The sequence below is a fragment of the Shewanella sp. SP1S2-4 genome, assembly GCF_031932075.1.
Classification (GTDB): Bacteria; Pseudomonadota; Gammaproteobacteria; order Enterobacterales; family Shewanellaceae; genus Shewanella; species Shewanella baltica.
The window spans coordinates 218,394-242,983 of sequence record NZ_JAUOET010000003.1; the positions used below are offsets into that span (position 1 = coordinate 218,394).

The following is a 24,590-nucleotide window of genomic DNA, read 5'->3' on the forward strand; positions in this document are numbered from 1 at the left end:
GGGCATGACGAGTGAAAGCACCAGACATGTTGATAAACGGGATGTTATCAATTCGCATGCTTTAATTTCAGTTCAGCCAATAAAAAATCGGCTTCAACAGGGTTGAGGCCGATTTGGATCATTTGCTAGGTAAATCAAACGCAATATTACATCGAAAGCTTAAGCTAATTAAACGCTTATGCCAATAATGCAACTGGAGAGGTGAACGCTAGATTCAGGGCGTGAGCCACTTCCTTACAGACCACTTTACCGTGCATCACGTTTAAGCCATTGAGTAAGTGCTTGTCTTGCAACAGCGCTTCTTTATAGCCTAAGTTAGCTAACTTAAGAATATACGGTAGCGTTGCATTATTTAGTGCGAAAGTTGAAGTGCGAGCAACCGCACCTGGCATGTTTGCCACGCAATAATGCACAACATCGTCAACGATATAAGTCGGATCTTGGTGAGTGGTTGCGTGTGAAGTTTCAACACAGCCGCCTTGATCGATTGCTACGTCAACGATAGCACTGCCCGGCTTCATACGTGAAATCATGCTACGGGTAACCAATTTAGGTGCCGCAGCACCTGGGATCAGTACGCCACCGATCACAAGATCGGCTTCAATAACATGACGTTCAATCGCATCAGCAGTAGAGTAAATGGCTTTTACGGCAGAGCCGAATTGCACATTTAAGCGACGCAGTGCATCAATGCTACGGTCAAGTACAACCACATCTGCACCCATGCCAACCGCCATTTGTGCAGCGTTAGTACCGACCATACCGCCGCCAATGATCACGACTTTAGCAGGTTCAACACCTGGAACGCCGCCCAGTAACATACCGCGACCACCAGAAGATTTCTCTAATGCCATAGCGCCAGCTTGGATTGACATACGGCCAGCAACTTCTGACATTGGGGCAAGTAGGGGCAGGCCACCACGGTCGTCAGTCACAGTTTCGTAAGCGATACATACGGCACCACTTTTAATTAAATCTTCAGTTTGCGGTAAATCTGGCGCAAGATGCAGATAAGTAAATAAAATCTGATCGTGACGCAACATAGCGCGTTCAACTGCTTGAGGCTCTTTTACTTTTACAATCATCTGCGCTTTAGCGAAAACTTCAGCTGCAGTCGCTAAAATTGTGGCGCCAGCATCAATATAATCTTGATCTGAAAAACCGATACCTGTGCCAGCATTTGTTTCTACAAAAACTTCGTGACCTTTGATCGCTAACTCGCGAACGCTAGAAGGAACCATACCGACACGATATTCGTGGTTTTTAATTTCCTTGGGAACACCAATAATCATCTTTGAGCCTCAATTGCCTGAAAACCCACTTTTAATGGGCATAATTGTTATTTTATCGTGACCTGAACGTGATTAATTCAGGGATATCTAGTATAGTATCGGCGACGCAGTTTATGCTGCTGAACTTTCGGCATACGTAGAATAAAATGTTGTTTTAGTGATAAAGCAAGGTTAAATAAATGGCATATAATAAAAAGAGTCCTGTAAAAGACTTGGATCGCATCGATCGCAACATTCTTAACGAATTACAACTTGATGGCCGCATTTCTAATGTGGAATTATCAAAAAGAGTCGGACTTAGTCCAACTCCGTGTTTAGAAAGAGTGAAACGACTCGAAAAGCAAGGTTATATCAATGGCTATACCGCATTGGTCAATCCTCATTTCCTGGGTGCATCCCTACTGGTATTCGTGGAAATCACCTTAAGCCGTGATACTCCCGAAGTGTTTGATAAGTTTAACCGTGCAGTGCAGTTACTCGACGACATTCAAGAATGTCATCTGGTTTCAGGCGATTTTGACTACTTACTGAAAACTCGTGTTTCAGATATGTCGGCTTATCGTCGCTTGTTAGGTGAAACCTTGTTGAAATTACCTTCTGTTTCCGACACGCGGACTTATGTCGTGATGGAAGAGGTTAAACACACCAGTCGCGTAGCGATAAATCATCTACTCTCAGATATCTAAATTACCCTGATTGTTTGGTTTTACAATAAGGGGCTTAGGCCCCTTATTTATTGTTTAAGTCAGCACAACTATCCCGTTTAACACCTACGACGACTAACCTTGTTATAGCCCTTAAGTTCGCCAACTTAGGGGCTTATTTTTGTGGCATTTTTAAGCAGAGTTGTTAACGGAAGTGTTTGTGTAATAACTCATTCCTCTCCAAAAGCACACTTAAACACCCCAATAGGTTAATTTTTGCCAATCATGGCCAATTCTGCACAGAAAAACAGGCTAATGTGCTCCACATTTAGTGGGATTCTGGTATCGTTAGGCCACCTGTTTTCACTTTTTATGGATTACGTCGTTTGTCTCAAGGAAATAGTGTACGCACGCTCACTGGCCTGCAACGTCTGCTGGAAGGCGGACTCATCATTTGTTGTGTCCTCGCCACTTATATTTTGCTTGCATTGACGAGTTTTAGTCCGTCTGATCCTGGTTGGAGTCAGTCGCATTTTCAAGGCGATATTAAAAACTGGACCGGAGCAGTAGGGGCTTGGATAGCCGATATTCTGTTATATTTCTTCGGCGTCACGGCTTACATCATGCCAATCATTGTTGCGTCGACCGGCTGGCTGCTGTTCAAACGCGCCCATCATTTGCTCGAAGTTGATTACTTTTCAGTGGCCCTGAGATTGATTGGATTTTTACTGATCATCCTTGGGTTTTCTGCGCTGGCGAGTATGAACGCCAACAATATCTACGAGTTTTCGGCAGGCGGGGTGGCGGGCGATGTGATCGGCCAAGCCATGCTGCCGTATTTTAATAAACTCGGCACCACCTTATTGCTCCTGTGCTTCTTAGGTTCAGGCTTTACCCTGTTGACGGGGATCAGCTGGCTGACCGTGGTCGAGAAAATCGGCTTAATCTCTATTTGGATTTATAAGAAACTTAAATTATTACCGCAAGCGATGAAACGTGAGCGTGAAACCGAAGATACCCGTGGTTTTATGTCTGTGGTTGATAAGTTTAAACAGCGCCGCGAATCACAATACGTGCTTGAAAAGCCGCCAGTCGTTGCAACGCCAAAGGTGCGTGAACGTCATATTGGCCGCAGAGCCGAAATAACCCCAACCCTGTCTACTGCCGCAGATGAAGGGTTTATTACCGAAAGCATCAATACTGAAGAAGTTGCGCCGCAAAAAACCAAGCTATCGGCCCTTGCAAAAATTTTGAGTTTGAATGGCAGTAAAAGCAAAAATGCACAAAGGGTTGAGCCTCAAATCGATCAAGAGGATTTTGCCGCCCATGGCAATTTTGAAGCGCCACCTTGGTTAGCTGAACCTCAACATGCAAGAAATGATGAGCAAGAAAGAGCCGATTTCAATTCTCATTCATTCGATCACGACGACAATGAGCCAGTGTTTAACAGCCAAACCTTGGCGGAAGATGACGATGAAAGCTTAGGCTTTACCGATGATGACGTCATTGATTTTGATACAAAAGCCTCAACGGGTGCCGTGAATCAAGCCCAGCGTAAGAAGCAAGATCAAAAAGCGAAGATTGTGGATGGCATTGTGGTGTTACCGGGACAAGAAGATAAACCCGCGCCGAAAAAACCAATGGACCCGTTACCCAGCATCAATTTGCTCGATGTGCCAGACCGTAAGAAAAACCCGATCAGCCCAGAAGAGTTAGATCAAGTCGCTCGTCTAGTTGAAGTGAAGTTAGCCGATTTCAACATCATCGCCAATGTGGTGGGGGTGTATCCAGGTCCTGTGATCACTCGCTTCGAATTAGAATTAGCGCCTGGCGTTAAAGCGTCAAAAATCTCTAATCTGTCGAAGGATTTAGCCCGTTCACTGCTGGCTGAAAGTGTGCGCGTGGTTGAAGTTATCCCAGGCAAGGCTTATGTCGGACTCGAACTGCCGAATAAATTCCGTGAAACCGTGTTTATGCGCGATGTGTTAGATTGCGCCGCCTTTACCGACAGTAAATCCAACTTAACTATGGTGTTAGGTCAAGATATTGCCGGCGATCCTGTGGTGGTTGACCTTGGTAAAATGCCGCATTTGTTAGTTGCGGGTACCACAGGTTCTGGTAAGTCTGTGGGCGTAAACGTGATGATCACCAGCTTACTGTATAAGTCTGGCCCAGAAGATGTGCGCTTTATCATGATTGATCCCAAAATGTTGGAATTGTCTGTCTATGAAGGTATTCCGCATTTGCTCTGTGAAGTCGTCACCGACATGAAAGAAGCCGCCAATGCACTGCGCTGGTGTGTGGGCGAGATGGAACGTCGCTACAAGCTAATGTCTATGATGGGCGTGCGTAACATTAAGGGTTATAACGCCAAAATTGCCGAAGCGAAAGCCAATGGCGAAGTGATTTTAGATCCTATGTGGAAGTCATCCGACAGCATGGAGCCTGAAGCGCCTGCGTTAGATAAGCTGCCATCGATTGTTGTCGTGGTCGATGAATTTGCCGACATGATGATGATTGTCGGTAAAAAAGTGGAAGAGTTAATTGCCCGTATCGCGCAAAAGGCCCGTGCGGCAGGGATACATTTGATCCTGGCAACCCAAAGACCGTCAGTGGATGTGATTACTGGCTTGATTAAAGCCAACATTCCGACACGTATGGCGTTCCAAGTGTCATCGCGTATCGATTCGCGCACCATTTTAGATCAACAGGGTGCTGAAACCTTACTCGGTATGGGGGATATGTTGTTCTTGCCACCGGGTACTGCGGTTCCAAACCGTGTCCATGGCGCCTTTGTTGATGACCATGAAGTTCACCGCGTTGTTGCCGATTGGTGCGCCCGTGGTAAACCGCAATATATCGATGAAATTCTCAATGGTGCCAGCGATGGCGAGCAAGTCTTGCTACCGGGTGAAACTGCTGAAACCGATGAAGAATATGATCCACTCTACGATGAAGCCGTCGCCTTTGTGACTGAAACCCGTCGCGGCTCGATTTCAAGCGTACAGCGTAAATTTAAGATTGGTTATAACCGTGCAGCGCGCATTATCGAACAGATGGAAGCCCAAGGTATCGTTTCGGCTCAAGGCCACAACGGTAACCGTGAGGTCTTAGCGCCGCCGGCACCAAAACATTATTAAGCCGCGCTGAGGCGTGGCTTTGATACACCCAAGGGTTTGACAGGGTAAGGAATAAAATGAAAAAACGATTATGCGCTGTGTTGTTAGCTTCACCTTTGCTATTTAGCGCGGCTGTGTTTGCCGATGATGCGCAGCAGTTAAGAGACAAGTTAATTGGTACTGCTTCACTAAAAGCCGATTTCAAACAAACCGTGACTGACGTGAATAAAAAGGTCATTCAGACGGGTTCTGGTATCTTTGCATTGGCCTATCCAAATCAGTTTTATTGGCATTTAACTCAGCCAGATGAATCGCAAATTGTCGCCGATGGTAAAGATTTATGGATCTACAATCCCTTCGCCGAAGAAGTGGTCATCATGGATTTTGCCGAGGCAATCAATGCTTCGCCTATCGCCTTGTTAGTCCACCGCGACGATGCCACTTGGTCACAGTATTCAGTCACTAAGCAACAAGACTGCTATGAGATCAAACCTAAGGCGATTGATTCGGGCATATTGTCCGTCAAGGTGTGTTTCAAAAATGCCCAGTTAGCCAACTTTAATGTTGCCGATGACAAAGGTAACTTGAGCCAGTTTGATTTAAGCAATCAACAAGCGATTACCGATAAAGACAAAGCGCTGTTCAGCTTTGTGCTGCCTGACAATGTCGATGTTGATGATCAACGTCGTAAAACAGCGCACTAGGCGATAGCGTGAGCAGTTTATCCTTTAATTTCGCACCCGACTTTCGTCCCTTGGCCGCACGCATGCGTCCAAGAACGATCGCCGAGTATATAGGCCAAGCCCATTTACTGGGTGAAGGCCAGCCGCTGCGCAAAGCATTGGAAGCGGGGCGTGCCCATTCCATGATGTTGTGGGGGCCGCCGGGCACAGGTAAAACGACCTTAGCCGAATTAATCGCACATTATTCAAATGCGCACGTTGAACGCATCTCTGCGGTCACCTCTGGCGTCAAAGACATTCGCGCGGCGATTGAGCAAGCGAAAGCAGTGGCTGAATCCCGTGGTCAACGCACGTTATTGTTTGTCGATGAAGTCCACCGATTCAATAAAAGCCAGCAGGATGCCTTTCTGCCATTTATTGAAGATGGCACTGTGATTTTTATCGGTGCGACCACTGAAAACCCATCCTTTGAAATCAACAATGCCTTGCTCTCGCGGGCACGGGTTTATCTTATCAAGCGCTTAAGCCATGATGAGATTGCCCATATAGTGACTCAAGCCTTAAGCGATACCGAGCGCGGCTTAGGCCAACGCCAATTTGTGATGCCAACCGATGTGCTCACCACACTGGCGCAACTTTGTGATGGTGATGCCCGTAAAGCTTTAAATCTTATTGAGTTGATGAGCGATATGCTCGCCGATGGCGGCACCTTTACCACTGAGATGTTGATCCAAGTGGCGGGGCACCAAGTTGCCGGATTCGATAAGAACGGCGATCAGTTTTACGATTTAATCTCAGCCGTCCACAAATCAATTCGCGGCTCAGCACCCGATGCGGCGCTGTATTGGTTTTGTCGAATATTAGAAGGCGGTGGCGATCCGCTGTATGTCGCAAGGCGCTTACTGGCAATTGCCTCTGAAGATGTCGGCAATGCCGATCCTGCGGCGATGACCATCGCACTTAATGCCTGGGATTGTTTTCACCGTGTTGGACCAGCCGAAGGTGAGCGAGCAATAGCACAAGCCATCGTTTATCTTGCCAGCGCGCCTAAGAGTAACGCTGTATATACCGCATTTAAGGCCGCGCGTGAGTTAGCTCGCGATACTGGGCAAGTCGAAGTGCCGCACCATTTACGCAATGCACCGACTCAGTTAATGAAAGACATTGGCATGGGAGCAGGGTATCGATATGCCCACGATGAAGCCAATGCCTATGCCAGTGGTGAAAATTATTTCCCCGAATCCCTGCAAACAGCGCAGTTTTATTTTCCGACTGAGCGAGGGTTCGAGAAGCGAATCAAAGATAAGTTGGCGCAATTAGCCCAGTTAGATCAAGCCAGCGAGCATAAAAGATATGAATAATCTCTTACTTGTGGCGCTAGGTGGTTCAATTGGGGCTGTTTTTCGCTATCTTATTTCAATATTCATGATCCAAGTATTTGGCAGCAGTTTTCCTTTTGGTACACTGTTGGTTAATGTCCTCGGTTCATTTTTAATGGGCGTAATTTACGCACTGGGGCAAATGAGTCATATCAGCCCAGAACTCAAAGCGCTGATCGGTATTGGCCTGTTGGGCGCTTTGACAACGTTTTCGACTTTCTCTAATGAAACCTTATTGCTGCTGCAAGAAGGGGATTGGCTGAAGGCGACTTTGAATGTGGTGTTGAATCTAAGTCTATGTTTATTCATGGTGTACTTAGGTCAGCAACTGGTTTTTTCTCGCATTTAACTATTAAGAATATATCACATGTTAGATCCTAAATTTTTGCGCAACGAATTAGAAGTTACCGCTGAGCGACTGGCCACCCGTGGCTTTATTTTAGACATAGCTCACCTCACTCAATTAGAAGAAAAGCGTAAGTCACTGCAAGTGGCTACCGAAGAATTACAAGCGTCGCGTAATGCCATCTCCAAATCCATTGGCCAAGCTAAAGCCCGTGGTGAAGATGTTGAAGCGATCATGGCGCAAGTGGGCGATTTAGGTTCACAGCTGGATGCCAAAAAGATTGAACTGGCGGCCGTGCTTGAAGAAGTCAATGCCATTGCCATGTCAATGCCAAACCTGCCAGACGAATCCGCGCCAATCGGTGCAGATGAAACGGAGAACGTTGAAGTTCGCCGCTGGGGTACGCCACGCACGTTTGATTTCCCAATTAAAGATCATATCGATTTAGGCGAAGGCTTAAGCGGTTTAGATTTTAAAAATGCAGTGAAAATCACTGGCTCACGTTTCATCGTGATGAAAGGCCAAGTCGCCCGCTTAAACCGCGCCATTGGTCAGTTCATGTTGGACTTGCACACCACAGAGCACGGTTATACCGAAGCCTATGTGCCGTTACTGGTTAACGAGGCAAGTTTACTAGGTACAGGTCAGTTGCCTAAGTTTGGTGAAGACTTGTTCCACACTAAACCTGCCACCGAAGAAGGTCAGGGCTTAAGCTTGATCCCAACGGCCGAAGTGCCATTAACCAACTTAGTGCGCGATAGCATTGTTGATGAAGACGAGCTGCCGATTAAGTTAACGGCGCATACCGCGTGTTTCCGTAGCGAAGCGGGCTCATACGGCAAAGACACCCGTGGTCTGATCCGTCAGCATCAGTTCGATAAAGTTGAAATGGTGCAAATCGTTAAGCCGGAAGATTCAATGGCGGCGCTCGAAGCACTGACAGGTCATGCTGAAACTGTATTGCAACGTTTAGGTCTGCCATACCGTACTGTGATTTTATGTACTGGTGATATGGGCTTTGGCTCAAGCAAAACCTACGACATCGAAGTCTGGTTACCTGCACAAAACACTTATCGTGAAATTTCTTCTTGCTCAAACATGAAGGATTTCCAAGCCCGTCGTATGCAAGCACGTTACCGCATGAAAGCAGACAATAAACCCGCGTTACTGCATACCTTAAACGGTTCAGGTTTAGCTGTGGGTCGTACCTTAGTGGCTATTTTAGAAAACTATCAAAATGCCGATGGTAGCATCACAATCCCAGAAGTGCTGCGTCCCTACATGGGCGGCTTGACTCAAATAGGCTAATGGAACGCAAGATAATACTATGGATAAAGGCCAGCGCTATCTCCGTTGGCTTTCCTATACCGCTGTCATTGCAGTATTTTTTGCGGTGATGTTGGCGACCATAGGCAAAGCCGTCTGGGTTGTGTTAGAAAACGTCAAATAACCCTATTAACTTTGTTCAAGTAAAAAGAAAGGCATGTTTCCCAAGGGAACATGCCTTTTTGTTTGTGCCACATTGATGTTCAATGCTCACATTTGACGCTTACGTTCGATATTGAGCTAAGTATGATGACTTAACCTATACCATTAAATGCATTTAGCTGGCTTTGGCAGGCCCGCAATTTTGGTGGCTTGTTTTGCAGGGCCAATAGGGAACAGGGTATATAAGTATTTTGAATTGCCTTTGTCTGGCCCTAAAGCTTGGCCAATGGCTTTGACTAATACGCGAATAGCAGGGCTCGTTTTGTATTCAAGATAAAAATCGCGAACAAAGTTAATCACTTCCCAATGGGCGGGCGTAAGCACGATTTGCTCTTCTGCCGCCAATAGTAAAGCCATATCCGGTTGCCAATCGTTGAGATCTTTTAAATAACCTTGATGGTCACGGGCGATTTCTGCGCCATTAAATTGCAATGGATTTACCACGTTATCACCTTGTCATGGAGTAATGATTGAGCCACAAACTCATTGTAATCGATAAGCGTCACGTTCTTTAAACGCTCAGATAGGCCGCGAGCGATGACATCGTCTTTTAAGACCATCAGCTTGAAGGGCGATAATGCCATTGCCCATTGACGCAGCAGTAACGCGTTCACGCCATCGCTCGATAGTAGAATCGCATCTTCCTTACAGGCGTAACGTAAGCAGAGTTTTAATGCACTATCTCGGCTGGGAGATGTTTGAATGTGATGTAAAATCATCAGAATACTAAGACCTCATCAACCTGTTTTAAATGGGCAGCGATGGCCTCATCGTTGACCACAGTAACAGGAACTGACAGTAAGCCATGGCTTAAGCCGTAGTCGGCTAAGGATTGCTTACAGACAAATACCGACTCGATATCGTACAGCGGCAGTGCTTTAAAGGTGGAGATGTAATCTTTAGCGCCGATAAGCTCAGGCTGTTGATCTTTAATCAAATGCAGCACACCTTCATCGACAAACACTAAACTCACTTCTTGCTCAAAGCTGGCGCTCAGTAGGGCGAGATCTAAACCTTCGCGGCCACGAACAGTACCGAGTGGCGAACAGCGAAATAGGATACACAATTTTTTCATAGTCACCCTGAAAGTTAAAAACTGATCAAACGATCGGCCGATTCAATGCCTGTGACAAGCTCGCCTAAACCGCCCATGATAAATGACTCACCCACATTCCAGTGGCTCAGGCCATTCTCGCTGGCATCTTGCTTACTCACAATCCCACGGCGCAGCGCTGCTGAAACGCAATTAACTAACTGGATCTGATGCGATTGCGCGAGCTGTTTCCAGTCACTGATCACATCGTTTTCATCGGAGGCGGGTAAGCTTAAATCTGTGGAGTTATACACGCCGTCTTGATAAAAAAACACACAGATAATCTGATGCCCAGCCAAAAGTGCCGCTTGGGCAAAGCGTAAGGCGTTAACACTCGCCGACGTGCCATAAGCGGGCCCGTTCACTTGGATAATAAATTTGCTCATTTAAAATAAAAATGGCCCTAAAAGTAGGGCCATTCTAACGCAAGTTAAGCTAAAAATCGCTAACTAGGATTAGTCATCGTTACCTATGCCCATAAGGTGCAATAGCGCGATGAAGAGGTTTAAGAAATCTAAGTATAATGAGATAGTTGCGCGAATGTAGTTCGTCTCGCCGCCGTTCACAATACGGCTAGTATCAAACAGGATAAAACCCGTCATCAATAATGCAATACCAGCGTTAATCGCCATAAAGGCCACGCTGTTACCCATAAAGATATTAATTACGGCAGCGGCAATCACCACAATCAAGCCGGCGAACAAGAATCCTCGTAGGAAAGAGAAATCTTTCTTAGTGGTCACAGCATAGGCTGATAAGGCAACGAAAATCACTGACGTTAACCCCAATGCTTGCATGATCAGCTGCGGGCCGTTTGCCATACCCGCGTAGTGATTCAGCATGTAGCCCAGTGACGCGCCTTCCATACCCGTAAAGGCAAACACCCAGAAGATACCCGCTGCAGATTCAGCTTTACGTAAAGTGACAAATAGCAAGACTAGGCCACCAATGGATAAGCCGATAGACATTAATGGACTGATATTTAATGCCATTGCCAAGCCAGCGCACAGGGCAGAGAAGGCCAATGTCATAGACAACAGCATATAAGTGTTTTTAAGAAGTTTGTTCACTTCCAGTGTTGATGCACTCGTCGAATATAAGGTTTCTTGGGTCATGTTGATCTCCGTTGACACATTTCCGAACTGATCGTTTTGATTTTTTACAGCACACTAAGTTCCCGTAAAATCCTAAAACGAACTTAACTGCATTCATGATACCGTACCTGAGATACGGGTGAAAGTCATAGAACCATGAATAACAAATTGTTAATCTTAAAAATTTTGCCTCGCCACACATATCAATCTTAAGTGCTAAGCGTTTGGCTAAGGTTGGTGCTATCCGTATATTTATCCAATAAGCACATGAATTCGGCGTTAAAACTGAATAGGCTTGATAAATACGCCCACTGAACTTACTGCCAATTCCAAGTTCAATACCGATTTCAAAGACAGTCCAATGCTAATTTCAATGCCAAGTATAAGGACGAGATCAACATATTGAGTTTAAACCAAGCTTAAGCCAGCCACTCTTTATGTAATTTTTCAGTATCGCCCAGATATTCCAGCACCCAAGCGAGCGCGGGCGACATCTTGTCGGCATTCCACGCGAGGCAACAAGGGCTGGTCTGTTTCGGATTTTCTAGCTGTTTCTCAACCAGCGCACCCGCTTTAATAAACACACTTGCTAAGTGCACTGGCATATAACCAACGCCTAAACCTTCGCGGAAACAGTTAATGGCGCGGATCCAATCGGGTACAACGAGGCGGCGTTGATTTTCGAGCAGCCAAGTCATGCGTTTGGGGATTTCCCGCGAGGTATCTTCTAGACAAATCGAGGGGAAAGGGCGCAGTTCATCGTCGCTGAGCGGGCGGTCAATATTGGCCAATGGATGATTTTTGCTAACTAAAAATGCCCACTCAATATCGCCCATGTCTTTATATTGGTACACGCCGCCGACTGGAATTGCGGTTGTGGCACCAATGGCGATATCACTGCGACCAGTGGCGAGCGCTTCCCAAACCCCGTTAAAGACCTCAATGCGAATAATTAATTCAATATCATGGAAATGACGGTAAAAGTCAGCAATCAATACGCTGATCCTATCGGCGCGGACGATATTATCCAGTGCGATGGACAAGGTCGGTTGCCAACCGTTTGCTACGCGCTGCGTGCCACGTTTCATCTCATCCATCTGCGTAAGCAAGGTTCTGGCTTGCTTTACAAAATGCTCACCCGCAGGCGTTAAGGTTACGCTGCGATGATGACGTTCGAAAAGAATGACGCCGAGTTCTTCTTCTATTTGCTTGACCGCGTAGCTCACGGCAGAGGGCACTTTATGCAGCCGATTCGCCGCTGCGGTGAAACTTCCTACACGAGCCACAATATCAATGAGTTCTAGCGCTTGTTCTGAGAGCATAGCTGACGTCCATTCCGATGAAAATAATTGATAGCACAAGTCAAAAATAAACGTTTCCAATAGATTTAACAAGTCATTAGACTGCACGCTTTAGTCAATCCGACCCAAATATCTTATGAAAACTTCTAGTAACGCCTTTGTAAACATAAAGTTCTTTATGTTTCTATTCTATTTAGCCATGTTGAGCATGCTCGGTTTTATTGCCACTGACATGTACTTACCTGCTTTCAAAGCAATTGAAGGCTCATTTAGCAGTACCCCATCACAGGTGGCGATGTCGCTGACCTGTTTCCTGGCAGGTCTTGCCTTAGGTCAGCTACTTTATGGCCCCTTAGTCAATAAAATCGGCAAACGTTGGGCACTGATTTTTGGCCTAGTGGTATTTGCCGTTGCCAGCGTGTTTATTGCCAACAGTGATTCTATCCTAATGCTCAATACCGCGCGCTTCTTCCAAGCGATTGGCGCCTGTAGTGCAGGGGTTATTTGGCAAGCGATTGTGGTTGAACAACATGATGCCGATAAAGCCCAAGGTATTTTCAGCAACATTATGCCACTGGTCGCATTATCGCCTGCATTAGCACCGATCCTTGGCGCTTACATTCTGAACGAATTAGGCTGGCGTGCAATCTTTATCTCTTTGTGTGTTATCGCTTTTCTACTGATATTGATGACCTTGTACTTTGTGCCAGGCAAGCGTCAGCATACGCACAGTGATCATGCTGCAGTATCTTATGGGCAAATTTTGAAAAACACCCGCTATTTAGGCAACGTCGTGATCTTCGGCGCCTGTTCCGGTGCTTTCTTTGCTTACCTAACTGTATGGCCGATTGTGATGGAGATGCACGGTTATCAAGCGACTGAAATCGGGCTAAGCTTTATCCCGCAAACCATTATGTTTATTGTCGGTGGTTATGCGAGTAAGTTACTGATAAAACGCATTGGCGGGCATCAAACACTCAATATCTTGTTATCGATTTTCGCAGCCTGCGTTATTTCGATCATCATGTTCACGCTGATTTTCCCAGCAAGCACGATTTTCCCGCTGCTTATTTCGTTCTCGATTTTGGCCGCAGCTAATGGTGCCATTTACCCGATAGTCGTAAATAGTGCACTACAACAGTTTAGTCAGAATGCCGCTAAGGCCGCAGGATTACAGAACTTCTTGCAGATAAGCATAGCCTTTGGTGCATCTAGCTTAGTCGCTATGTGGGCAAGCCTAGGTGAAGTAGCGATCGGCTGGGGTATCCTATGTTGCGCTATCTTAGTTGTGGTCGGCTATGTACTTAAGAGCCAACAAGAGTGGGGCGATTTTGCCAAACATTTCACTAAGCCAGATCCCGCACGTGTCGGCATAGTGGCCGATGTGAAGCAAAATCCAGCGGATTGAGTGTAATAGCAACAATTGACGCATAATTAAGAGTTAGTGCTTTACAGTCAACACACTTACTTATATTATGCGCATCGTTCGGAGGGGTGGCAGAGTGGTTTAATGCACCGGTCTTGAAAACCGGCGTGGGTTTATAGCCCACCCAGGGTTCAAATCCCTGCTCCTCCGCCATATTAAGTCAAAAAGCCGCTAATTACTTAGCGGCTTTTTGCATTTTAGCGATTCTAGCCTTGAGTTTCTGATTCGAAACGCAGCGCCTCCACCATAGTTTACCAACAAGGCCATCAGCATTGATGGCCTTGTTGGTTATTGTCATTTAACTCTAGATTTGCTCATTCAAGGTGATGCACTGACAATCTCAGCCATCATTACACTTTGGGTAGTTTGTGTTGGAGCATGGCCAGCGCAAAGGCGTTCCAGTCTGCATTAGCATAACTACTCACCAGATCTCGCAGGATAGTCGGTTCGCCAGCATTATCCACCTGTTGCGAAATTATATGCAAATTCAGCGCATTACAGTAATCCTGCCGCTCCACAACAAAAAACTGCTTCTTGAAGGGGAGTAACAGTGTGCCTTCAGCTTGTGCATTAAAATCACGCGCGGCTAAATAACCTGTAAACCAATGATTGAGTAGCGTATCGCATTGCTTAGTGTGGAATAAGCCTCCCCAATCATCCCCGAGTATGGCTTGACCCGACAGGACTCGCTGGCAATGATGAAAATCGATAAAACCTAGCTCACGTGTAATCACTTGTTGGCAATGCTTAAGCTGGAGATCTGAGTGTAAGATGCCCAACTTCGCCATTAAGGTCGCGATTCTTCGCTTGGCAGACGGCTCATCCTGATGACAAGCTTTGAACAGCTTTTTAGCGCGAATTTTAGTTTCATTTAATGCGATGGCACTTGAGTCTTTCATATTGGCTAACTTCATTTTGCATTACCTCCATGACTGACTCGATTTGCTCGCGGCACGTGAATGAAAGGCCAAATACTGATGCTCAATAAACTCACGAGATAAGCTAAAAAATACCAAATAGGGATGGCTAGCGTACCTAAGGACTCTGTTGACTGAGAGCTTGAGTGAGATTTCCCGTGGAAGGGTGTTTCGGTGACTGCCAAGGGCACAATGTCAGAAGGTTCAACATTGATACTGGCGGGCTTTAAAGTGTTAGCTGTTGCATGTTTCACAAACAATTCTCCTAAGTTTATTGGCATTCCGCTAAGCCAAACTTATTTTATTGCTGTGGGTTCGATATGAAATCGATTCGCAACGCTGTTAATTTATCAGAGTGATATCATCTTTTGCGGACAGGCTTCTCTGCAACCTGCCGCGTATTATTCTCACTCATCCGTCTGATGTCAATTACCAGATATACCAAGCCTACCAAAAACGCCAATTTCGTATTTGTCGCTATTTTGAAACAACGAAAGTTGTCTATAGCATTTATTAAGAGTTATAGATTTAGCGACGGTCGAATCGGCAGGTAAGGGCGCATTGCAGTGCTGTATAGTGAACAAGACCAATATTTAAAAGTGCCCGTAAAACCAGATACACCATCCAAAGACGGAAAACTTGTGCGAACCATTTACTGTCCAAATTAAGCTACAAGTCGAAGATCCAACGTAGTGAACAACTTTGGCGGCCTTGAACTGAAACGCGTTGGCTTAACGTCGTTAATCACATCGGCACCAAGAACGATGGCCAATCCACACAATATCCAGCTACGTAACGACATACAGGCCATCAACGAGTTTCTACTGAAAGGCTTAGCGCCTGAAGATGCTCAACTGCAATTAGTCGCTAAATCTTGCGTGTTACTGGGCGAACTGGACGACACATTAGAACAACTTAAGGAAACTGCATCATGCAAATAATTCCATACGCTGGCGGTATAACTTTTGTTGATCGAGAAGATAAACCAGATTACCAATGTAACTCATGCAATAAGCCATTTTGGAAAGACAATTTTGATAGTGTTTTTATCGTGTGTGAACATTGCGGCGGTGAACTTAAAGACGTGACTCCAGAAGAACCATTTAGACACCGTTAGACATGCCTTAATGCCGATAACTACACATTATCGGCATCCCTAATCCCTTCCACACAAAGCTGCGCACAATGTATGTTATGTTAAATGAAGTTGATGTTCTTTATATTCCCCGTTTGTTTGTGTGGCTTGTCATTCCAAATGAGTTTTGTGTCATTTCGTGAGTCTGACTTTTGTTATTATATATCAAGGCTATAATTCACTCCGCCAACAGATTTGCTCTATTATGGTGCGAAGCTGTTCATCCAGAGCGCATTAAACTTTGTGTTTACTACTTTTTGACAAAGTGCATCACACACGCAGCTATGCGAACTCTTTTGAAGTATAGATGACGTGTTAGAAATGAATTTTATGAAACAATGCCCCAATCAAATCATGTTGCTCCATTAGAATGATTACTTACAATAATTCATAGGTTTACCAAGCTTAATTGAAATTGGTTTGTAGCTATATTTCCACTGCTTAATCTTACCTATTAATTTGCTGTAATGTTGATGACGTGATTTATCAACATCGGAGTCGCTCGAACACATCACCAGTTTCACCTGACTGTATCTTAAACAATTTAATCGTCGCTACGTGAATGCTTTGGTATATTGGACTCGCAAACTAGCCAGAAACACCTAGCAACGCGCTTATGCTTGTCCAAAAAGTCACAATAAAATACTAAGATGTTGCCGATTTTGAGCCGCTATAGACATAAATATGTCATTTTCAGGAGTTTTTATAGATATCGAGTGAAGCGCCCTAACCTTCTTTTGTCGGATAGACGGCACCTGTTACCAAGTGCCGCCCTCCTAAGAACCGTACGTGCAACTTTCACTGCATACGGCTCAAGCCTCCACTAAGGCGTATTCTGTTACGGACATGTTAGAGTTAAAGAATTAACTCTAACATGTCTGTTTTGGATAAAAAATTTCTATAGAGATAATGCTCAAAGCGTTAGCGCGTCCAGCCAGCAGAGCAATGTGGCCTCACTTTTAATATTCTTGAACTTGTTTAAAATCGAACTTTATATTTGTGGGCTCAAATATATGGCATTTAACAACATCTGCTGAACCAAGGTCAAAGAGGCATATATTGTGGCCTTCAGATAAAGAGCTTTTATAAGCTATTCCATCATAACCTTTAGACCTAATAAACTCTGATATTATTTGTGTTGGGGCATATTCTGATTTTAAATCTGAAGCTTTTGTAGGCTTAGAAAAGGCATTATCGATATCAGACCAGACGGCTTTTATTATTTCCTCATCAGATGGTTCTTCGAAAATAAACTTTAACTTAAAGTTGTCTTTTCCGTGTTCTACTGAAAAATCGAGAACCTTAAGCTCCCTGGTTATTTTCAAATGAGCCACTGTTAAAATCGCACCTAACCAAGGGCGAACTTCCGCCATAGCGGTTTCTTTATCTGTAGCAACGTATAGATGGGGTATTCCTTTTGAGTTAGCCCTCCCTTCTGCGGCACTATCTGAAAATGGCTTCATACGATTTGGAGGGTAAGGGCATGGAAAATCATCTATATGAATATCTTCATCCGTATCAGGATCATGCTGGTAGTACGGCCTCCGTGAGTGGCCGTTCTGAGCACGGCAAACAATAGTGTCTTTTTTGATTGTAAGCTCACGCTCTCGACAGGTATCCACTATAGAATTTAGAAACCCTATAGACTCCTCATCCAAAATAAAACGCTGCTTTGTATCTACTGCATGCTTAAAAATTTTGTAGCTTCGCCAAGATTTAAAACTCATATGGTGGCAGAGTCGGTAGCGATATATAATCGCAAACGGCCGCATCTGGCCTTAAAATACATAACGCCCGATGAAGTACATCAGGCGTTTTAAAGGAAATAAGTGTCAACTTATTTCAGGACTAGACAGTAATAATGACTAGTTAACAAACTTAATTTAAATAATCGTCTTCATTGTTTATCCTCAAAAGCTATCTTACTCTAATAAAGTTTGTGACTAGTGTGTCTAATTTAAAAGGACTTTTTGAGTCCAAAAAATGGAATAGAGAGTTTGTGAGTTCACCAATAGCTCTGCCATTTTTTCTGCCAAACTTTAATAGAGTTTGACTCAAACCATATTAATTTAAGAAACTCGTATTCTGGGATCTTTATTTGACAAAATTAGTTAGACTCATCAGACATTGTTTTCAGAAAATCTTCAAAATCAATTTCAGGGGTAATTCGTTTACTATCCTCTACGGATTTCCACCCCGGATATTTTAAGTTAACCGTAAAATCGCCCTCAACTGAGTTACCATATAAATAGTAAACCCCTGAAATATCGATCCAATTGTTGACTGGAGATGAATCCAAATTTTGCTTTTCACCGAGCACCGTCCACAAAATTTTTAAACCATTCTTATTTAAAAATTCTTCCAAAAGGTCACGGTTTACCAGCAGCTCAGATTTTTCTTCACCAAATACATGAGGATCAAAGCAAGCTAGTTGACCTCTATCATTAAACCAACAACTTGGTATTTCTGACGCACATAACCCCATACCGTCAAACATTTCAGTCCGCGGAGCTAAAAACGAAGTGCCATCTTCATCCTCCCATCGGTGTTCTTCAGCAGTAGGCAAAACATAAGCAATAATCTCTTCATTTCGATGGTCAAGTCGATTATTCCGTATAGGTTGCCAACGAGTCTCTTCAGTATCTTCGTCTCTATCGTGATATGCGGGAGACCAATAGTGTTCTTTACTAAATACAGAATAATTTTCACTACTTTCTGGCATCCACCGCCCCATGAAATCTTGCTCATTTAACCATTCTTTTAGATTTTCAAATTCAGATTCTTCAACTAAATAACTTCGGACTTGATACCAGATATGTTTTCTACCGCTATTTTTGCGTTCAACACCTAACCGTTCTGGTTCAGACCAAGAAAAACTGCCTTCTAATGACAAAAATTCACCATTTACAATCATCTCTTTTGGGTTAAGTAAACCATCTATAGAAGTAGTCCAATCCTTTTCTTCTTCGCCCCAAGAATCATAAGTAACAGAGTTTATTGGAGCAGGCAGCTCAATGCTATTAGCTCTTTGAGGAGAGAAAGTTGGATCAATGTTTCTCAAGTAGTTTTGCCATGGACCTTGGAAGTAACCAACTTCATTCCCATCCCAATCTGTTAATTGAGTATTGTCAGCAACGCGAGCTACAACTTCATATAGTGCTAACCATTGATATTTCTTCCCGATGCGCTCAACTTTGTTTTCAAATCTATCCCCATTACCAGCATAACGATCAAATTGACCATGCATATCAACATTGTACCCAAATTTTTCAAAAATAAGCTTACATGCGTAATTGCTTAAAAGGTTAGGGTCTAAATTCTTCCATGAACTCAATGAAGATTGAAATGTATATCTACCAAAATCACCATAGCTACACATTCCTCGCCCATACTCAGTAACCATCGAGCTTAATATTCTATTTTGAGAACCATATATTTTTTTAAACCCAGTACTATCCCAATCGAATTTATATGAATCAATTTCTTCATTGCTAGGTAAGTTATCAGGAAGGACACTGTTATATGGAGGACGAATAATTTCAGGATCAGTTAGATTAATTTTTTTCTTGTATAGAGCATATTCCACAATATTTCGAGCGTAGTCCCTAACCAAAACATTTGGGAAAACCTCTTCTTTAAGGAAAATATGTTCAACAATATACTGCGCTAAGTTAGGTAGCGCATTTAATTGAACTGTGTTCAATGTAGCGCCATAAACTGCAGCAAAAATTCTTTCATAAACATATGGATCATTTATTGATTCAAACTTTCTTAATAATTCGCCTCCAACGTGAAGCCTATTTATCAAAATATTTGAAAGCGCTTTTGTAGCTTTATTTCTCAATTCAAGAGTGGTGGAAGTTAATAGCCAAGATACTGAAATAGATACCAACAAGGCTGACTCATCTGATAAAGTTTTGTGAATATCAGATTGAAGAAGCCATTCGAGTATTTTGTCAATCGAACCTTCAGGTTCATATACGCATCGCAAATGTACAGTCCACTCTGCATCTCGATCAGCCAGAGCCATATTAACTAAAATGTTGTGCAAATTATTAGCGTTGTATGGGTGATTTACATCTCCAGCTACCGTATACATAAACTCTAAAAAGCTATAAAATGAGTCTTCATATTGAATTACAGTGTTATTAATGTAATCATTACAGTTGCTTTTTATCGTGTCCAAATCTCGCCATATCAAACTATTAATAAATGCATTAATAACTGTTTGTTCTTCATGGTAGTTATGGTCTACAAGTTCAAATAAATCTTTTCCATTTAACTCTGGCAGTAGTATCGATAGCGCCTCAATGACACCTTGGTATCTATATTTATTTTGGATTAAATAAAATAGCTCACCACCTACTTTAAATATCTTATCTATATTTTTTGAAGTAATAATTGTTCGAGCTAAAAGGTCTGCCAAGAAATGATCATCTAGTCTTTCATAAGCGAAATATATTCCTTCTTCATCTTGTCCACCATCAAGCCAATAGAGGTTTTTAGACAGTAATCCTTCATGGACTAAGTCTTCTATAATCCCTTTTTTTCTTGTGTATCTTTCTACAACATTATTCGCAATGTCACATGCATCATCATATGGGATATAGCTCAAGTCATTTTCTTGTTTGTGTTTAATTAGACCATTCACTATTTTTCGACAAACCTTTGCTGAACTATCGTAATCATAACATATCGGATGACCTAACTTCATATCGATATTATCAATAAAGTAATTCATCACACTTGAAATACCACCATATCCTTCTGGAACTTCATGTAATCCCCTTCTGAATAACCCTTCACAAAACAGTTTTAAAAATAGAGGATTGGAAAAGTCTGCCTTTAGATAAGGAATCTTTGGCAAATTAATCTGATAATAATGGAAGAATACTTTTATAGCTTCATACTCGTGACCAACAAACCCAGTATGACTCGCAGTTTTCAATTGAGTACTCTCATCAAAATTCGCAGGTATCAACTTTGGAAAATAAGTATCTCTAACAGAGACAATCAAACTAATCCATGGATAGTATTCAAAATCATTTACAAAAGATATAAAGTGCTCAGCCCAGAAGAACTTACCTCTTCCTTCATTGATAGCATCAATACAAAAAAGGACCCTTTGTCCCTTTTCTTCACCTATCTCGTTTAGGGCTTCAAGAAATTGGTTTTCAGTGCAGTCCAACCTCAAAATATCCGATAAAATCTGAGTCCAAGGGGATTTATCTGTTGTAAAGTGCTGGCCGAGCAACAAAATAGCAGGAACGTCTTTTTTATGTTGGGCTAAAACAGAATCTGCTAACAAGTGTGACTTACCAGTTCCAGCTTTTCCTTTTAGAAGCAAATAAGGTTTATTGGCAAGTAAAATACTACTGTCTGGATTATCTAAAAATGCAATGAACCTTGCTGAGGCTCTTTTGGCGCCCTCCATCTTATCATCAGTAGCCGAATTATCTAGATACAGTCTTGCTAAGCTATTTATTAAATCACTGACACTCAGTGCTTTGTAACTTAATTCTTCGAAATCAAAAACAACACTTACGTTTTCGCTAAAGTTTTCAAAGTGCCTTTGTATCGACTGTTTCATTAAAGTTATTTCATTTATTAGGTTTAACTGAGTTAAATGTTCACTAGATGCCTTTTCAAAATGAGAATATGAAGAAAAGTTATTGATTAAGACATTAATTGATAACAAATATCTATGAAATTCAGCCCTAGCTTCCTCGCAAAAACCTTCATTTTTAAGTAAAGCATCTATTTTTTTCGTTACACCAAGCTTAACATTAACTTCAGGCGTGTACCGTACTCCTAAGTCTCCAATTCCTCTATGTATGTGACGTTCAAACCATAGAGATGAAAGAATATTACGTAAAGGATTGAATTTAGAGGAGTCTTTCTCAACAATTTCAATACCTTCCGAAATCAATAAATCTCTAAAGTGATTTATTGATAGTGCTGTTAACTCTTTTGACTCTCCATTTTCTAACAATTCTTGGTTAATGATTCCAGCTATGGTGTTATTAATAACCAGCGGTGAACCAGAGTAGCCCGCATATGTAGATAATTTCTTAGAATGTTCTAACTCAATATCAACTTTTTGATTTCTTAAAGAACTTAGCTGTTGATTAACAACGTTGTTATCACCTAACAAAATGTTATCTCCATATACCCCTTTTGCAGAAGGAAAGCCTCTTGAAACCCAGTTAGTTCCAGATCTAATGTCCTTATAATCGGTAAACCTTAATTTCTCAAAAATATTCACAGTCTCTTCAAAGACCAATAGAGCAACATCCAGCCTTTTGTAGTGTTCGGTTATTTTGTCACTGAGTTTTACTTTGTATTGGAATCCTGAATTGGTAGTGCAAATAATTTCATTATCTTCAGAATCGATGACATTATGGTACGCAGTCAAAGCTCTATTATTACTTACAAAAAAAGCTGTACCACTTTTAGTTCCACACTCAACTTTAATTACTAATTCTCTTAAATCCATTTGATTACTCAACTATAATTTTATTTGCTGTTTTGAAACTTACGTTTTGATTTTGCTTGGCTATTGACACTCTAAAAGTTTCCAGTTTATCGTGAGGGTAATTTGTAATAATTTCAGCCTTCATACCACTATCTACTATTTTTGCAATGACACCTAAATCTGGATGAAAATGTCTACCGTTTGTGGAAATTAAAAATCGTTTTGATGAAATTAAGCCTAATAATCTATTAGATATATTGCCATTACTTCCGTGATGAGATACTTTTACAAGTTCGAAATCTAATTTGTACCCATTTTCATTTAATCTAAATAGTTCTTCATATACGTTATCTTCATGCGCATCACCTAAGAATAATAATTTATACTCCTTATACTCGATGATAAATGCAATCGATGATCCGTTAGTCGCAGAATTATCCGTACCGACCAGATTAACTAATTCTCCAAAATTAAGTTGTTGATCATTTATTGATATATCTTGAACGCTTGAGTGAAGCTCTGGCATTTTCATATATTGCTCAAATGCATCATCGAATAGCTCATCATCATTCATAGTAAAGGCGTATTTTTCAGATTCTAACTTTGACTTCCACCTTTGAGATAATTTTTCAAGCTTATTTACATCTGGAGAAATAAGCCTAATTGCTACATCCTTGGTTATTTTTACCACTTCATTTTGTTTGATTACTGCGTTGCTGCCTAATTTTATATTCCATGGATAATTGTACGCATACAACAGGCCAGCTAATGTAACACCTTCCTCAATGCTTACATTTTGTAATCCTACCTGTTCAGTTCTCCTGTTATTTTGAGAACAAATTTGTTTTAAAGTCGTTATCTCTTCATGTTCCAAGGCGTTATCTTTTTTGGAGAATTGCAAGTGCCTATATGAGTTATGCCAAACTTCCTTAACTTCTATAATCTCGCTGTTCCCAGCATTTTCTTTAATAAATTTAATAGCCCCTTCGATATGATCGTTATCGACATGGGTAACCACTAATAAATCAATACTGGAGCCACGATGTTTTAGAGCGATTAAATCTGGTTTAATAAAGTCGGTATAAGTTTTTCCTAGACCCATATCGATAATTATATTAGTGCTTTCATTATTAAAACTAACGAGAAAAGCATCTCCCTGACAAGCTGGATACATTTTTATTTTTATCATCTACAATTTTCCGCTATTACTGTGTCAATCATTTCCAAGCTCCACGCTTTAACCTCTGCCCTTATCCTCTTCAGATGTTCCTTGGCGGTAATAAACAACAAAAGCAAACACCTCTTCTCTAGCCCAAGCTAGTAGTGAACCTGTATCAGGCAAAGCTTGACGTATAGATACATTAAGCACATTCACTTCATGAGTTTTAAAAATGTCTGACTGAATCGCCACTGATACCGTAAACACTTTCTAACATTACTAAAATTAGGTCAACAGGCCAGTACCAAGCATAGTTAGTTAAGTCATGCGAAACAAGGAATGGGGCAAAACCTTGTTAGATGTTTAGCTCTATTTCAAAGCTTTAAGATTAAAATTTCTATGGATTAACGAACGCTTGTTGCAAGTCCAGCGGCCGCTGGCCACGCTGTTTAAGGTGCTTGTTAGCATTTTACCCTACGGAGGTAAATGCAGATCGATACTTAACAAAGCATCAATTTACTCTTTGCTGAGCCCGACATAATCTGAAAAATAGATATTCACCCGATCCCTCTTTTTAATTTAGCGTCGCACAGAGAATGCGCTTCAATGCTTAGTTAGAATACAGCTCCTCAGACAGAGTTTTTCCTCTCCGAAATGAGACTGCACCTTCGTCATCTGGCCCGGCGTCTAACTTAAAAACTCGAACCACATTCTCAACTGGTACGCCCTCAACATAGAGATTTGGCCATGTACCCAAAGGCTCCTCAGCCCTCTCCTCCCATTTCAGATATTCCGCCATTCCAGAAACATCAATCTCAAGAACGACAGGCTCTTCCTCAACAGAAAACCATCGGTTCGCGACAAGCTCCACATCCTTCAACTCGTTCAGATGAACTCTGCCCCGCCGTTTATCTGCCTGGCATCGAGGGACACGACCGCAACGCTGAGCCTCAACCCAATCTTCTTTAGGAACAACTCTATACAAATGATTCACATCAACGCTTCCTATCAGTTTTATAGACGCCCATTTAAGGGGCTG

23 protein-coding genes and 1 tRNA gene are annotated in these 24,590 nt (G+C 42.5%); 11 read left to right on the plus strand and 13 right to left on the minus strand.

The window, feature by feature from the left end:
• Window positions 1–176 precede the first annotated feature (176 nt).
• Window positions 177–1,292 (minus strand): alanine dehydrogenase, encoded by a 1,116-nt coding sequence (gene ald, locus Q4Q52_RS05060; protein ID WP_300483231.1) that lies wholly within the window; start codon window positions 1,290–1,292, stop codon window positions 177–179.
• A 179-nt stretch (window positions 1,293–1,471) separates the two neighbouring features.
• On the opposite strand from ald, the gene lrp reads away from it, so the two are divergent.
• From lrp to Q4Q52_RS05095, 7 genes are all read left to right on the plus strand, one after another.
• Window positions 1,472–1,978, plus strand: coding sequence for a leucine-responsive transcriptional regulator Lrp (lrp, locus tag Q4Q52_RS05065; RefSeq protein WP_006081649.1), 507 nt, complete (start codon window positions 1,472–1,474; stop codon window positions 1,976–1,978).
• Window positions 1,979–2,322: 344 nt separating this feature from the next.
• On the plus strand, window positions 2,323–5,076 hold the full coding sequence (locus Q4Q52_RS05070; protein ID WP_259574953.1) for a DNA translocase FtsK: 2,754 nt from the start codon (window positions 2,323–2,325) through the stop codon (window positions 5,074–5,076).
• Window positions 5,077–5,132: 56 nt separating this feature from the next.
• Window positions 5,133–5,759 carry an outer membrane lipoprotein chaperone LolA gene (gene lolA / locus Q4Q52_RS05075; protein ID WP_011846837.1) on the plus strand — a complete coding sequence of 209 codons (627 nt, stop codon included), beginning with the start codon at window positions 5,133–5,135 and terminating at the stop codon, window positions 5,757–5,759.
• 8 nt (window positions 5,760–5,767) lie between these two features.
• A complete protein-coding gene (locus Q4Q52_RS05080) occupies window positions 5,768–7,099 on the plus strand; it encodes a replication-associated recombination protein A (RefSeq protein ID WP_071939861.1) in 1,332 nt (443 codons plus the stop codon).
• Complete coding sequence (gene crcB / locus Q4Q52_RS05085) at window positions 7,092–7,466, plus strand: fluoride efflux transporter CrcB (RefSeq protein ID WP_006081645.1); 375 nt, start codon at window positions 7,092–7,094, stop codon at window positions 7,464–7,466. Before Q4Q52_RS05080 ends, crcB begins: the two co-directional genes overlap by 8 nt.
• An 18-nt stretch (window positions 7,467–7,484) precedes the next feature.
• Entirely contained in the window at window positions 7,485–8,771 is a 1,287-nt protein-coding gene (gene serS, locus Q4Q52_RS05090; RefSeq protein ID WP_311989993.1) for a serine--tRNA ligase, read from the plus strand.
• Between the two features lie 19 nt (window positions 8,772–8,790).
• Window positions 8,791–8,913 carry a hypothetical protein gene (locus Q4Q52_RS05095; protein WP_006081643.1) on the plus strand — a complete coding sequence of 41 codons (123 nt, stop codon included), beginning with the start codon at window positions 8,791–8,793 and terminating at the stop codon, window positions 8,911–8,913.
• A gap of 143 nt (window positions 8,914–9,056) precedes the next feature.
• Here the strand turns inward: Q4Q52_RS05095 and Q4Q52_RS05100 are convergent, their stop codons facing one another.
• The 6 genes from Q4Q52_RS05100 to punR all read right to left on the minus strand — a co-directional run bounded on the left by Q4Q52_RS05100 (window position 9,057) and on the right by punR (window position 12,460).
• Entirely contained in the window at window positions 9,057–9,395 is a 339-nt protein-coding gene (locus tag Q4Q52_RS05100; protein WP_006081642.1) for a TusE/DsrC/DsvC family sulfur relay protein, read from the minus strand.
• The gene (gene tusB / locus Q4Q52_RS05105; protein ID WP_106650510.1) at window positions 9,389–9,670 is read right to left on the minus strand and encodes a sulfurtransferase complex subunit TusB; all 282 of its coding nucleotides are present in this window, start codon (window positions 9,668–9,670) and stop codon (window positions 9,389–9,391) included. Before tusB ends, Q4Q52_RS05100 begins: the two co-directional genes overlap by 7 nt.
• On the minus strand, window positions 9,670–10,026 hold the full coding sequence (gene tusC, locus Q4Q52_RS05110) for a sulfurtransferase complex subunit TusC (RefSeq protein WP_311989994.1): 357 nt from the start codon (window positions 10,024–10,026) through the stop codon (window positions 9,670–9,672). The genes tusB and tusC overlap by 1 nt, the downstream gene beginning before the upstream one ends.
• A 14-nt stretch (window positions 10,027–10,040) precedes the next feature.
• Window positions 10,041–10,430: a sulfurtransferase complex subunit TusD gene (gene tusD / locus Q4Q52_RS05115; protein WP_311899136.1), complete on the minus strand. Its 390-nt coding sequence runs from the start codon at window positions 10,428–10,430 to the stop codon at window positions 10,041–10,043.
• 69 nt (window positions 10,431–10,499) lie between these two features.
• Complete coding sequence (locus Q4Q52_RS05120; RefSeq protein ID WP_220592966.1) at window positions 10,500–11,159, minus strand: Bax inhibitor-1/YccA family protein; 660 nt, start codon at window positions 11,157–11,159, stop codon at window positions 10,500–10,502.
• A gap of 398 nt (window positions 11,160–11,557) precedes the next feature.
• Window positions 11,558–12,460: a DNA-binding transcriptional activator PunR gene (gene punR, locus Q4Q52_RS05125; RefSeq protein ID WP_011846842.1), complete on the minus strand. Its 903-nt coding sequence runs from the start codon at window positions 12,458–12,460 to the stop codon at window positions 11,558–11,560.
• Window positions 12,461–12,575: 115 nt separating this feature from the next.
• On the opposite strand from punR, the gene punC reads away from it, so the two are divergent.
• Both punC and Q4Q52_RS05135 read left to right on the plus strand, forming a co-directional pair.
• Window positions 12,576–13,847, plus strand: a complete 1,272-nt coding sequence (punC, locus tag Q4Q52_RS05130; RefSeq protein ID WP_311989995.1) for a purine nucleoside transporter PunC — start codon at window positions 12,576–12,578, stop codon at window positions 13,845–13,847.
• An 80-nt stretch (window positions 13,848–13,927) separates the two neighbouring features.
• Window positions 13,928–14,018, plus strand: a tRNA-Ser gene (locus Q4Q52_RS05135).
• Between the two features lie 197 nt (window positions 14,019–14,215).
• Here Q4Q52_RS05135 and Q4Q52_RS05140 read toward each other — a convergent pair.
• Entirely contained in the window at window positions 14,216–14,779 is a 564-nt protein-coding gene (locus Q4Q52_RS05140; protein ID WP_311989996.1) for a hypothetical protein, read from the minus strand.
• A gap of 695 nt (window positions 14,780–15,474) precedes the next feature.
• Between Q4Q52_RS05140 and Q4Q52_RS05145 the strand changes: the two genes are divergently transcribed.
• Window positions 15,475–15,723: a hypothetical protein gene (locus Q4Q52_RS05145; protein ID WP_311989997.1), complete on the plus strand. Its 249-nt coding sequence runs from the start codon at window positions 15,475–15,477 to the stop codon at window positions 15,721–15,723.
• Window positions 15,714–15,899 carry a hypothetical protein gene (locus tag Q4Q52_RS05150; RefSeq protein ID WP_012197170.1) on the plus strand — a complete coding sequence of 62 codons (186 nt, stop codon included), beginning with the start codon at window positions 15,714–15,716 and terminating at the stop codon, window positions 15,897–15,899. The genes Q4Q52_RS05145 and Q4Q52_RS05150 overlap by 10 nt, the downstream gene beginning before the upstream one ends.
• A 977-nt stretch (window positions 15,900–16,876) precedes the next feature.
• Here the strand turns inward: Q4Q52_RS05150 and Q4Q52_RS05155 are convergent.
• The 5 genes from Q4Q52_RS05155 to Q4Q52_RS05175 form a co-directional block, all read right to left on the minus strand.
• A complete protein-coding gene (locus Q4Q52_RS05155) occupies window positions 16,877–17,644 on the minus strand; it encodes an RES family NAD+ phosphorylase (protein ID WP_311989998.1) in 768 nt (255 codons plus the stop codon).
• A 380-nt stretch (window positions 17,645–18,024) separates the two neighbouring features.
• Complete coding sequence (locus Q4Q52_RS05160; protein ID WP_311989999.1) at window positions 18,025–22,413, minus strand: serine protease; 4,389 nt, start codon at window positions 22,411–22,413, stop codon at window positions 18,025–18,027.
• 4 nt (window positions 22,414–22,417) lie between these two features.
• Window positions 22,418–23,581, minus strand: coding sequence for an MBL fold metallo-hydrolase (locus tag Q4Q52_RS05165; protein ID WP_311990000.1), 1,164 nt, complete (start codon window positions 23,579–23,581; stop codon window positions 22,418–22,420).
• A gap of 48 nt (window positions 23,582–23,629) precedes the next feature.
• Window positions 23,630–23,818: a hypothetical protein gene (locus tag Q4Q52_RS05170; protein ID WP_311990001.1), complete on the minus strand. Its 189-nt coding sequence runs from the start codon at window positions 23,816–23,818 to the stop codon at window positions 23,630–23,632.
• A gap of 343 nt (window positions 23,819–24,161) precedes the next feature.
• Window positions 24,162–24,545 (minus strand): DUF952 domain-containing protein, encoded by a 384-nt coding sequence (locus tag Q4Q52_RS05175; RefSeq protein WP_311990002.1) that lies wholly within the window; start codon window positions 24,543–24,545, stop codon window positions 24,162–24,164.
• Window positions 24,546–24,590: the final 45 nt, after the last annotated feature.